This window comes from Streptomyces sp. NPDC004126, assembly GCF_050275515.1.
GTDB lineage: Bacteria > Actinomycetota > Actinomycetes > Streptomycetales > Streptomycetaceae > Streptomyces.
The window spans coordinates 70,179-81,833 of the sequence record NZ_JBNNPF010000007.1; the positions used below are offsets into that span (position 1 = coordinate 70,179).

Annotated in this window: 10 protein-coding genes; 3 read left to right on the top strand and 7 right to left on the bottom strand. The window is 74.5% G+C overall.

Annotated elements, in window-relative coordinates; translation table 11 throughout:
* Nucleotides 1-32: 32 nt before the first annotated feature.
* From ACQKM2_RS09095 to ACQKM2_RS09115, 5 genes are all read right to left on the bottom strand, one after another.
* Complete coding sequence (locus ACQKM2_RS09095; protein WP_427707917.1) at nucleotides 33-1,577, bottom strand: NAD(P)/FAD-dependent oxidoreductase; 1,545 nt, start codon at nucleotides 1,575-1,577, stop codon at nucleotides 33-35.
* Nucleotides 1,558-1,869, bottom strand: coding sequence for a (2Fe-2S)-binding protein (locus tag ACQKM2_RS09100; protein WP_427707919.1), 312 nt, complete (start codon nucleotides 1,867-1,869; stop codon nucleotides 1,558-1,560). Before ACQKM2_RS09100 ends, ACQKM2_RS09095 begins: the two co-directional genes overlap by 20 nt.
* Nucleotides 1,869-3,080 carry an NAD(P)/FAD-dependent oxidoreductase gene (locus tag ACQKM2_RS09105; protein WP_427707921.1) on the bottom strand — a complete coding sequence of 404 codons (1,212 nt, stop codon included), beginning with the start codon at nucleotides 3,078-3,080 and terminating at the stop codon, nucleotides 1,869-1,871. The genes ACQKM2_RS09100 and ACQKM2_RS09105 overlap by 1 nt, the downstream gene beginning before the upstream one ends.
* Before the next feature lie 92 nt (nucleotides 3,081-3,172).
* Complete coding sequence (locus ACQKM2_RS09110) at nucleotides 3,173-5,572, bottom strand: collagenase (RefSeq protein ID WP_427707923.1); 2,400 nt, start codon at nucleotides 5,570-5,572, stop codon at nucleotides 3,173-3,175.
* A 208-nt stretch (nucleotides 5,573-5,780) separates the two neighbouring features.
* Nucleotides 5,781-6,677: a LysR family transcriptional regulator gene (locus ACQKM2_RS09115; RefSeq protein ID WP_427707925.1), complete on the bottom strand. Its 897-nt coding sequence runs from the start codon at nucleotides 6,675-6,677 to the stop codon at nucleotides 5,781-5,783.
* A gap of 102 nt (nucleotides 6,678-6,779) precedes the next feature.
* Here ACQKM2_RS09115 and ACQKM2_RS09120 point away from each other — a divergent pair, with 102 nt between their 5' ends.
* Nucleotides 6,780-7,526: an SDR family NAD(P)-dependent oxidoreductase gene (locus ACQKM2_RS09120; RefSeq protein ID WP_427707927.1), complete on the top strand. Its 747-nt coding sequence runs from the start codon at nucleotides 6,780-6,782 to the stop codon at nucleotides 7,524-7,526.
* A 1-nt stretch (nucleotide 7,527) separates the two neighbouring features.
* Here the strand turns inward: ACQKM2_RS09120 and ACQKM2_RS09125 are convergent, their stop codons facing one another.
* Nucleotides 7,528-7,926, bottom strand: coding sequence for a RidA family protein (locus ACQKM2_RS09125; RefSeq protein WP_427707929.1), 399 nt, complete (start codon nucleotides 7,924-7,926; stop codon nucleotides 7,528-7,530).
* On the bottom strand, nucleotides 7,923-9,047 hold the full coding sequence (locus ACQKM2_RS09130) for an acyl-CoA dehydrogenase family protein (protein WP_427707931.1): 1,125 nt from the start codon (nucleotides 9,045-9,047) through the stop codon (nucleotides 7,923-7,925). Before ACQKM2_RS09130 ends, ACQKM2_RS09125 begins: the two co-directional genes overlap by 4 nt.
* Before the next feature lie 148 nt (nucleotides 9,048-9,195).
* On the opposite strand from ACQKM2_RS09130, the gene ACQKM2_RS09135 reads away from it, so the two are divergent.
* Together ACQKM2_RS09135 and ACQKM2_RS09140 are read left to right on the top strand one after the other, a co-directional pair.
* Nucleotides 9,196-10,815 (top strand): AMP-binding protein, encoded by a 1,620-nt coding sequence (locus ACQKM2_RS09135; RefSeq protein ID WP_427707932.1) that lies wholly within the window; start codon nucleotides 9,196-9,198, stop codon nucleotides 10,813-10,815.
* A gap of 4 nt (nucleotides 10,816-10,819) precedes the next feature.
* Nucleotides 10,820-11,626, top strand: a complete 807-nt coding sequence (locus tag ACQKM2_RS09140; protein ID WP_427707934.1) for a PaaX family transcriptional regulator — start codon at nucleotides 10,820-10,822, stop codon at nucleotides 11,624-11,626.
* Nucleotides 11,627-11,655 lie beyond the last annotated feature (29 nt).

Below are 11,655 nucleotides of genomic sequence, written 5' to 3' on the forward strand. Positions count from 1 at the left end.
CGAGTCGGCCACAAGGGTCCGGGCGGACCCGATCAGTGGCCTGGGGTGGGAAGTTCCGCGTCCGGGGACGTCTGCTGTGGCGCCGCGGGCTCCAGGGCCGCGAGGTGGCGCAGCGGGACCGGACAGGACAGGGGGCGCCGGTCGGGTGCCGGGGCCCCGCCCGCCAGGGCCGCCACGGCCGGACCGCACATCCGGCCCTGGCACCAGCCCATTCCGGCCCGGGTGAGGAGTTTGACCGTACGGGCGTCCCGCGCCCCGAGCTCCTGCACCGCCTCGCGGATCCGGCCGGCCGGGACCTCCTCGCAGCGGCACACGTCGGTCTCCGCCCGCAGCCAGCCGGTCCAGCCGGGGCCGGGGCGGTGGGCGGCGGCCATCGCGTCGGCGAAGGCGCGCAGCCGGGCGCGCCGGCGGGTGAGGGCGGCGGGGACGGCGACGGCGACGGGGCCTCCGGCGGGGGGCCGGGCGGCGAGCACCTGGGCGGCGATGGCGTACGCGGCGATCTCGCCCTCCGCGAGGGCCAGTTCGGCGCCGCCGATGCCGCCGGTCTCGCCGGCCGACCAGATGCCGGGGACGGAGGTGCGCTGCCCGGCGTCCACGTCCAGGGCCGGCGTGCCGTCGGCGGTCTCGCGGGTGGCGCAGCCGAGGCCGGTGGCCAGTTCCAGCTGCGGCACCAGGCCGTGGCCCACGGCGAGGGCGTCGCAGGGGATCCGGCGGGCGGTGCCGGGCAGGGGGCGCCAGTCGCCGTCGAGGCGGGTGACGGTGACGGCCTCGACGCGGGTGGTGCCGTGCGCCTCGGTGACGGCGTGCCGGGTGAGCAGCCGGACGCCGTGGCGCAGCAGGGCGCCGCCGTACGCGGCGCCTTCGACGAGCTTGGCGGGGTTGCGCAGGAGGGCGGGGGCCTGGGGGGCGTACGCGGTGTACGCGCCGGCCTCGACGACGGCGGGAACGGTGGCGCCCGCGGCGGCGAGGGAGCCGGCCACGGCCAGGAGGAGGGGGCCGGAGCCGGCGACGACGACGCGGCGGCCGGGCAGGACCAGGTTGTTCTTCAGCATGGCCTGGGCGCCCCCCGCGCCGACGACTCCGGGCAGGGTCCAGCCGGGGAACGGCAGCTGGCGCTCGTAGGCGCCGGTGGCGAGGAGGACGTGGCGGGCGCCGAGCGCCGCGGGGGCCTCGTCGGGGCCGTGGCCCGCCACCGCGTGGAGGGTCCAGCCCTGTTCGCCGGCCGGGACCACCGTCCAGACGTGGTGGGCCGGGAGGTACCTGACGCGGCCCGCCTCCCGGTGGGCGCGGAGGGCGGCTTCCCGGGTGGCGAAGGCGCGCCAGCCGTGGTGCAGGGCCTGCGGGCGGGTGGCGCCGAGGGAGGGGGCGGGGTGGCGGTAGTACTGGCCGCCGGGGCGGTCGGCGGCGTCGAGCAGGGTCACGCGCAGGCCGAGGCGGGCGGCGGTGACGGCCGCGGCGAGGCCGGCGGGGCCGGCGCCGATCACCGCCAGGTCGGCGGGGTCCGTGCGGTCGTCGGCGCGGTCGTCCGTGCGGTCGTCGGTGTGCTCGTCGGTGTGGTCAGACGGCGAGGTCGGCATGGCCGGTGCCCTCCTGGGTGGTGACGGAGTCTCCGGGGCGGGCGGGGACGAGGCAGGCCCGCTGGTTGGGGCGGCCGTTGACGGTGACGAGGCAGTCGTAGCAGGCGCCGATGCCGCAGAACGCCCCGCGGGGGGTGCCGCCCTCGCGGGTGGTGCGCCAGGCGAGGATGCCGGCGGCCCAGAGGACGGCGGCGATGGACTGGCCCTCCTCGGCGGGGAGTTCACGGCCGTCGAAGCGGATCGGGTAGGCCGCCGCCGGGCTGCCGCCCACCAGCTCGCGGGGGCTGCGCATCAGGGGGTCTCCTCGGGGTGGTCCGCCCTGCCGGGCGGGTTCGGGGCGGGGTGGCCGCGGTCCCGGCCGGCGCTCGGCCCCGGCCCCGCCCCCTCCGGGAAGCGGTCCGGGCGGAACGGGTGCAGGGGCGCCGGGGGTTCGGCTCCGGTCAGGGCGGCCGCGATCAGGGCTCCCGTCGCGGGGGCCAGGCCGATGCCCGCGCCCTCGTGGCCGCAGGCGTGCAGCAGGCCCGGCACCCTGGGGTCGGGGCCGATCGCGGGGAGGTGGTCCGGCAGGTAGGGGCGGAAGCCGTGGTAGGTGCGCATGACGCGGACGTCCGCCAGGAAGGGGAAGAGGGCCGCGGCCTGGGCGGCGAGGCGGCGGAGGGCTTCGGTGGAGAGGGTGCGGTCGAAGCCGACGCGTTCGCGGGTGGCGCCGATGAGGACCGGGCCGGAGGGAGTGCCCTCCACCACGCCGGAGGACTGCAGCGCCGCCGAGTCGCTGGCCACGTCGGCGACGTAGTCGGCCGCGTAGACCTTGTGCCGGACCACCCGGGGCAGGGGTTCCGTCACCAGGACGAAGCCCCGGCGGGGCAGGACCGGCAGGGTGGTGCCGGCCAGGCCGGCGACGGCCCCGGCCCAGGTGCCCGCCGCGTTGACGACCCGCGGGGCCCGCAGGGTGCGGCGGGAGGTGCGCACGCCCCGCACCCTGCCGGACTCCAGGAGGAACCCGGTGACCTCCTCGCCCGGGTACACCTCGGCGCCCGAGGCCGCCAGGAGGTGGGCCGCCGCCAGGGCGGGCTGGACCTGGGCGTCCTGGGGGTAGTGGAAGCCGCCCGCCAGGCCCGGGGCCAGATGGGGTTCCAGGTCGTACAGGGCGTCCGGGCCGACCTCGGCGGAGACGACCCCGGCGACGCGCTGGCCCTCGGCGAACTGGCGCAGGGCCTTGAGGGTGGTGTCGTCGGGGGCGACGACCAGGCCGCCCTTGGTCTCGTACTCGATGGTGTGCGGGAGTTCGGCGCAGAGGTCCCGCCAGAGTTCCGTCGAGAGGAGGGCCAGGCCGAGTTCGGGGCCCGCCTCCTTGTCGGAGACGAGCAGGTTGCCCTCTCCCGCGCCGGTGGTGCCGCCCGCGACGGGGCCGCGGTCCACCACCGCGACGGAGAGGCCGGAGCGGCTCGCGTAGTACGCGCACGCGGCCCCGACGACGCCGGCGCCAATGATCACGACGTCCATGGTCAGTAATATGTCACATTCTTTTGAGAGTGCCTAGGGTGGCCCGGCCGGCCCCGCCCCCCGTGCGGATCCGGGGCCGGCCGGGCGCGCGGTCAGCTGCGGAGCGGGCCTTCGCAGCTGTAGGAGGAGGTGCCCGCCGCCTTGTTGTCCCAGATCTCCACCGGGCCGAAGGAGCAGTTCATGTCGGCCAGGTTGTTGGAGGCGGCGCCCGCCCGGTCGAGGATGAAGTAGTCCACCGTCTCCGACATGTCCTTGAAGTTCTGGTCGTCGCTGCGCCAGTTCTTCAGGTTGGCGGTGATCCGGCCGGTACAGGTGAAGCGGCGCTTGCCGGGGTCGCCGTTCTCCACGCAGTCGGGCGTGTTGTACGTGGCCGCCGCGAAGGAGGACTTCACCGGGGCGAGCGCCGCGTCGCGCAGCCGCTCGTTCGGGGTGAAGGTGGTGTTCGGGACGTACAGCTGGTCCACCTTGGCGATCTGGGCGTCCAGGAAGCGGTTGTAGTCGCGCTGGAGGTAGGTGTCCGCGCCCGTGCGGTGGCGCCACGCGTCGTACCCGGCGACGTCGTTGGCGCGCAGGTACCCGTACATCTCGCGCAGCAGCGAGGGCTTCTCGGTCCACAGGAACTCGAAGAAGGTGCCCGCGTAGCCGTAGAAGCGGAAGCCGTCGCCGTCGTAGGTGGCGTTGAGCAGCTGCTCGACGGTCATGCGCGGGCCGCCGCCGGCGGTGTCGTTGATGACGCTCTTGACCAGGGACTTGCGGACGGCGATGCCGTTGTCGCGGGTGGCGCCGTCGAAGAACTCGGCGGTGCCCTCGTCCATGGCCGTGGTGCGGTCGCCCTCGTACCAGGGGCCCTGGCCGAAGGAGCCGGGGACGGCGAAGCGGCCGTTGAGGTAGTGCGTGTACTCGTGGCGGAAGAGCTCTTCCAGGGTGAGGGAGGAGTCCTGGGGGACGCGGCGCTGATAGGTGTAGAAGGTGGCGCCGTTCTCGATGTAGATGCCGCCGTTGTTGGTGCCGTACCCGGTCAGGATCGGGTGGTAGTTCTCGTAGTCGGCGCGGGAGGCGTACAGCACGATGTTGAGGGTGCTGTTGGGGTCGCCGGCGAGCGGCTGGTCGGTGCCTATGACGCGGTGGAACTGCGTCTTGACCTGCTTGCTGGCGTAGTAGAGCTGGTCGACGGTGGCCTTGTCGAGGGCGGTGCGGACCTTGATGGCGCCGTTGTCGTAGCTGTAGGTGTACGGGAAGAGCTGCTTCTCGATGTCCTCCTTGCACACCCCGTACGGCTTGCAGGCGTTGTAGAAGTTGAGCCAGGAGACGATCTTCGCCCAGGCCTCGGTGCCGTGGCCGGACTTGACGCGGTCCAGCATGGCGCCGAGGTCGGCGACGACCTGGTCCCGCAGGCCCTCCACCTGGCCGAAGCGGGCGTACTCGCTGAGGGCGTCGCGCGCCACCCAGGCGTTGCCGGTGCCCTTGAGGTACGTGTAGTCGGCGAAGGCCTTGAAGGCGGCGCGGTACGAGGCGTCCCCCGCGACCGCCGCGTGGAAGGCCGCGTCCTGGTTGCCGGGGTAGACGCCCAGGTAGTTGGTGGAGAGGGCGGCGAGGACGGCGCCGGCCCAGCCGGCGTCGAGGTTGGTGGCCGGGTGGGCCGGGTCCATGGTGGCCAGGACCTTCTTGATCAGGCCGATCTGGTGGTGGCGCAGGCCCGGGCCGGCGGCGTAGAGGGCCTCGCGCAGGGTGCGGGCGTTGGACGGGGTGACGTCGAAGGTGCGTGCGGCGTTGCCGAAGTCGTCGATGGCCTGGCGTATCGCGGCGGTGGTGGGGGCGTCGGTGACGTCGATCTCGTCGCGGGAGAAGTCGTGGTAGGCGACGGCGTGCAGGTAGGTGAACATCTCCTCCAGGTGGGAGGAGTTACGGCCGTCGTGGGCGGCGGCCAGGCTGGATATCCGGCGGGAGACGGCCTGGACGTGGGCGTCGGACATGACGGGCGCCAGGCGGGCGTCCCAGGTCCAGATCAGGCCGCGCAGGCAGCCGTCGGCGGTGACGGCCTGGTCGCCGAGGAAGTCGGCGAACTGCTCCGGGGTGAGGCTCTTGATCCCGTCGAGGGTGCAGGGGACGCCGGCGGCGACGCTCTTGGCGGTGGGCGCGGCCTGGGCGGACCCCCGGCTCTTCTCGGTGCGTTCGGCGGCCGCGGCTGAGCCCGGGGCCTCCACGGCCGGGGCGGCGCCGGGCACCCGGCCGTCGGTGACGGCCTTGCCGCCGGGGGCCGGGGCGGGCGCCGGGACGAGCGGCTGGGCGTCGGCCCGGCGGTCGACCTCGTCGAAGGGGTTGGGGGCGGTGGGCGCCGCGTCGGCCGTCGCGCCCTGGACCCCGGCGGAGAAGGTGCCCGCGGGGGTGGCCCGTTCCGCCGCCTGCGTCGTGGCCTGGCCGGCGGTGGCGAGGAGGGTGACCGTGACGGCGGTGGCGAGGAGAGACGTACGCACAGCTCTGTGCTGGAACACCGATGACTCCTGTTGGGAGGGAGGTGGGGGAAAGGTGCGAACTGCCCTGCGTCACGCGGCGTTTGACGGGGATTAACGTGCCGCGGTGTGAGCTGTAACATAGTAATGTGAAATTGCACTGGCAAGACCTGTGCGCACACCAGTTCAGTACTTCTTGAGGCGGCCTCCGGCCGCAGGCCCCTCCGCCTCCCGGCCGCAGGCCCTTCCGCTAGGCCTTCAGGCGGGCCAGGAGCTCCTCGACGAAGCCCTGGAGGTGCGGCGGGTGGGGGCCCGTGCGGGTGGCGCAGAACCAGGTCCGGGTCAGGGGCCGTTCGCCGATCCGGACCAGCGCCAGACCGTGCGAGGCCGTGTACGGGGCGGCCGTCCAGTTGGGCAGCACCGCCACCCCCTGGCCGCCCGCCACCATCTCGACCACCAGGTCGGTCACCACCGGCATGGTGGTGATGCGGCCGGGCCGGGCGCCCGCGGGGATCGGCAGCGGTTCCGCGGGGATGCGCCGCTGGTCGTAGAGGTCGTAGAGGACCAGGTCGACGCCGTCGAAGTCACCGGCGGTCAGGTGCGGGAGGCCCGCCCAGGGGTGGCCGGCCGGCACCACAGCCACCATCTCGTCCTCGAAGAGCCGGGTCAGGGCCACCCGGTCCATCTGCGCGTCCGGCTTGGTGACGAGTGCGACGTCGACCCTGTCGGCGAGCAGCGCCGGGATCGGGGCGTCGTCGGGGACGGTCTCGATCCGCACCTCGATGTCCGGCTCCCGCTCGCGGAAGGCCCGCAGCACGGGCGGCAGCCACGGGAAGGTGGTGCTGCACTGGGCGGCGAAGCGCACCCGCCGGTCGCGGCCGTCGCGGATGTCGCGCAGGTCGCGGCCGGCCGACTCCAGCTCGCCAAGGATGCGGCGGGCGGCGACGAGCATCCGGCGGCCGGCCGCGTTGGGCACCAGACGGCGGCCCTTGCGGTCGAAGAGCCGCATCCCCAGGCGGTCCTCCAGCCGGGTCAGCCGCTGGCTGAGGGCGGGCTGGCTGACGTAGAGCCGCTCGGCGGCGGCGGTCAGGGAACCCGTCTCGGCGGTGGCGTCGAGGAGTTCCAGGTCCCGCAGATCCACATCCATAACCGTGGATTATCACATGCTCCAATTTCCGTCGTGGTGTTATCGGTTGGGGGCTCGTACGTTTCCGGTGTCACTCGAGAACCTCCCTGAAAGGCACCGGTCATGACCGACACCACCACCCGCCGCACCGCCCTGATCACCGGCTCCTCCAGCGGCATCGGCCTGGACATCGCCCGGGCCTTCCTCGCCGACGGCGCCAACGTGGTCCTCAACGGCCGCGACGCCGACCGCCTCGCCAAGGCCGCGGCGGACCTCGGACACCCCGCGCGGACCGCGTGGGCGGCGGGGTCCATCGCGGCCCCGGAGACCGGCGAACTGCTCGTGCGCACCGCGCTGGAGCGCTTCGGCCGCATCGACGTGCTCGTCAACAACGCCGGGGTCTTCGCCTCCAAGCCGTTCACCGAGGTGACCGAGGAGGACCTCGACGTCTTCCTCACCGGCAACCTCAAGGGCACCTACCTCACCACGCAGGCCGTCGTGCGGGCCCTGCGCGCCCAGGGCACGGGCGGCAGCGTCGTCAACATCGGCACCACCCTGGTGGACCACGCCATCGCCGGCTTCCCGGCCTCCGCCCCGGTGGTCAGCAAGGCCGGCGTGCACGCGCTGACGACGAGCCTGGCCGCCGAGCTCGCCGCGGACGGCATCCGCGTCAACCTGGTGGCCGCGGGGATCGTCCGCACGCCGCTGCACTCCGGCGCCGACGTGGACTCCTACGGCGGACTCGCGCTGCTGGACCGGGTCGGCGAGGTCGCGGAGATCTCCGAGGCGGTGCTGTACCTGGCGGACGCCTCCTTCGTCACCGGCCACGCGCTGCGCGTGGACGGCGGCCACGTCACCGGCCGCCCCTGAGTCACGGGAGCACGGCGATGCCGTCCAGTTCGAGGCGGGCCTCGGTGTCCCACAGGCGGACCACCCCGACGACCGCCATCGCCGGGTAGTCGCGGCCCGCGAGGCGGCGCCAGACGCGGCCCAGTTCGGCGGCGTGCGCGCGGTAGTCCTCCACGTCCACCGCGTACACCGTCACCCGGGCGAGGTCGGACGGGTGGCCGCCGGCCGCGGCGAGGGCGGTCAGCAGGTTGGCGAGGGCCCGCTCGAACTGCTCGGGCAGGCTGTCGCCGACCACCTTCCCGGAGCCGTCCAGCGCGGTCTGGCCGGCCAGGAAGACGATCCGCGAGCCGGTGGCCGACACCGCGTGGGAGAAGCCGGTGGCCGGGGACAGCTCCGGGGGGTTGAGGCGTTCGGGGCTCATCGCGCCGCCACCCCCCGGTAGAGCTCCTTGGCGATGATGGTGCGCTGCACCTCGCTGGCCCCCTCGTAGATCCTGGGCGCGCGGACCTCCCGGTAGAGGTGCTCCAGCAGGTGGCCCCGGCGCAGGGCGGCCGCGCCGTGCAGCTGGACGGCGTGGTCCACCACGTACTGGGCCGTCTCCGTGGCGAGGAGCTTGGCCATGGCGGCCCGGCCCGGGACGTCGGGGGCGCCGCTGTCGTACGCGCCGGCCGCCGCGTACACGAGCAGCCGGGCGGCCTCGGTACGGGTGGCCATCTCCGCCACGCGGTGCGCGACCGCCTGGAGGTCGGCGAGGACCCCGCCGAAGGCGGTCCGGCCGGCCGTGTGGGCCACGGTCGCGTCGAGCGCGGCGCGCGCCATGCCGACCGCGAAGGCGCCCACGCTGGGCCGGAAGAGGTTCAGGGTCTCCATCGCGACGCGGAACCCCTGCCCGGGCCCGCCGAGCACGTCCTCGGGGCCGACGGGCACGCCGTCGAAGGCGAGCGAGCCGATCGGGTGCGGGGAGAGCATCTCCAGGGCCTCGCCGGCCAGTCCCGGGCGGTCTGCCGGGACCAGGAAGGCCGTGATGCCCTTCGCCCCGGGGGCCTCACCCGTACGGGCGAAGACGGTGTAGAAGTCGGCCTCGGGGGCGTTGGAGATCCAGCACTTGCTCCCCGTCAGGCGCCAGCCCGGCCCGTCCGCCTCCGCCGTCAGGGCGAGGGCCGCGGCGTCGGAGCCGGCGCCCGGCTCGCTCAGTGCGAACGCGGCCACGTGCCGGCCGGCCCGGACCCCCGGGAGCCACCGCTCCCGTTGGGCGGCGCTGCCCGACCGGAGCACCGGGTGGGCGCCGAGCCCCTGGAGGGCGAGGGCCGTCTCCGCCTCCGTGCAGCCGTAGGCGAGGGACTCCCGCAGCAGGCACAGCTCCAGCGCGCCCGATCCGAAGACCCGCTCCAGCAGGCCCAGTTCCCCCAGCTCGGCGAGGAGGGGCCGGTTCACCCGTCCGGGCTCGCCCTTCTCGGCGAGCGGCCGCAGCCGCTCCCGCGCGAGGGCGCGCAACCGGCCGCACCATTCCTCTTGTTCCGCCCCGAGCGCGAATCCGGCCATCCGAATGCCCCCAAGTCCCGTCGACGAAGTCCCGTCGACACTCTTATCGCGTCCTGTTGACTGCCGTCACCATCACGATACGCTCGGAACGTATTCGCACGGCCGGCTCCACCACAAAATCCGGACGTTGCAAGGGGGCGAACCCGCCTTGGAGCTCAAGCCATCCGCTCACGCCGACACCTTTGCCCGCGACCACCTGCCGCCCGCCCACGCCTGGCCGCAGCTCCTGTTCGAGCTGCCCGAACTGGCCTACCCGGACCGGCTGAACTGCGGCACCGAACTGCTCGACGCCACCATCGAACGGTTCGGCCCGGACCGGCCCGCCTTCCGCGACGGCGCCGGCGGGGTGTGGTCGTACGGGGAGCTCCGCGCGCGCGTCGACGCCCTCGCCCACGTCCTCACCATCGACCTCGGCGTCGTCCCCGGCAACCGGGTGCTGCTGCGCGGGCCCACCGGCCCCTGGCTCGCGGCCTGCTGGCTGGCGGTGATGAAGGCGGGCGCGGTGGCCGTCACCGTACTGGCCCAGCAGCGCGCCCAGGAACTGGCCACGGTCTGCGCCATGGCCGAGGTGCGGCACGCCCTGTGCCACGCCGACGTCCTCGACGACCTGGCCAAGGCCGAGGTGCCCGGACTGCGGATCACCCCCTACGGCGGCACGGCCGAGGACGACCTGCTGCGCCTCGCCGAGGCCTACACCGGGCCCTACCCGGCCGTCGCGACCTCCGCCGACGACGTCGCGCTGATCGCCTTCACCTCCGGGACCACCGGGCGGCCCAAGGGCTGCATGCACTTCCACCGCGACCTCCTCGCCGTCGCCGACACGTTCTCCCGCCGCGTCCTGCGGCCGCGGCCCGACGACGTGTTCGCGGGCAGTCCCCCGCTCGGGTTCACCTTCGGCCTCGGCGGACTGGTCGTCTTCCCGCTGCGGGCCGGCGCCAGCACGCTGCTGCTGGAGCAGGCCACGCCCCGGGTGCTGCTGCCCGCCCTCGCCGAGCACCGGGTCACCGTGCTGTTCACGGCGCCCACCGCCTACCGGTCGATGCTGGACACCCTGGGCCCGTACGACACGGGCGCCTACGACCTGTCGGCGCTGCGCCGCTGCGTGTCGGCCGGCGAGAACCTGCCCGCCGCGACCTGGCGGGCCTGGCACGAGCGGACCGGCCTGCGGATCATCAACGGCATCGGGGCCACCGAGCTGCTGCACATCTTCATCTCCGCCGCCGACGAGGACATCCGCCCCGGCACCACCGGCCGGGTGGTGCCCGGCTGGGAGGCGCGGGTGGTGGACCCCTCCGGGCGGCCCGTCGCCGACAACGAACCGGGGCTGCTGGCGGTGCGCGGGCCGGTCGGCTGCCGCTACCTCGCCGACCCCCGGCAGGGGGAGTACGTCCGGGACGGCTGGAACCTGACCGGCGACACCTACGTCCGCGACCCCGACGGCTACTTCCGCTACGTCGCCCGCGCCGACGACATGATCATCTCCTCGGGCTACAACATCGCCGGCCCCGAGGTCGAGGAGGCCCTGCTGCGCCATCCGGACGTGGCGGAGGCCGCCGTCGTCGGCCGCCCGGACGAGCGGCGCGGGCAGATCGTGGTGGCGTACACCGTGCCCCGCGACGGGGCGGTGCTGACGGAGGAGGCCCTGCGGACCTTCATGAAGGGCGAGCTGGCCCCGCACAAGTGCCCGCGCTCCTTCGTCTTCCTGCCCGCCCTGCCGCGCACCCCCACCGGCAAACTCCAACGCTTCCGGCTGCGCGATCTAGAGTGAACCCGTGGTCGAGCAGCACACTCCGCGATCCCTGATCGTCACCTTCTACGGCGCCTACGGGCGGTCCTTCGAGGGCGCCGTCCCGGTGTCCGCGCTGGTCCGCCTGCTGGGCGCGGCCGGCGTCGACGCGCCCTCCGTCCGCTCCTCGGTGTCCCGGCTGAAACGGCGCGGCTTCCTGGTGCCCGCGAAGGCCGCCGACGGCTCGGCCGGGTACGAGCCGTCCGAGGAGGCCCGGCTGCTGCTGGAGGACGGGGACCGGCGGATCTACGGGACCGTTCCGGTGTCCCCGGAGTGGCTGGTCGCCGTGTTCTCCGTCCCGGAGCAGGAACGGCACAAGCGGCACCTGCTGCGCTCGCGCCTGGCCCGGCTGGGCTTCGGGGCGGTGGCGCCGGGGGTGTGGATCGCCCCCGCCCAGCTGGCCGAGGAGACCGCGCACACCCTGGAACGGCTGCACCTGACCGGCTACGTGGAGCTCTTCCGCGGCGCCCACGCCGGTTTCGCCCCCACCGCCGAGGCGGTGGCCCGCTGGTGGGACCTGGCCGCCCTCGCCAAGCAGCACGAGGAGTTCCTCGACCGGCACGAACCGGTCCTGCGCGCCCTCCAATCGGGTCCCGAGCCCACCCCCGAGGCCGCCTACCGGGACTACCTGGCCGCCCTGGACACCTGGCGGCGGCTGCCCTACGCCGACCCGGGCCTGCCCCGCGAACTGCTCCCGGCCCACTGGCCGGGCGACCGCTCCGCGGCCGTCTTCGCCGAGCTCCACACCCGGCTGCGCGACCCCGGCGCCCGCTTCGTGCGGCAGCGGCCGTAGGCCGTCCCGTCCCGTCCTGTCCCGTCCCG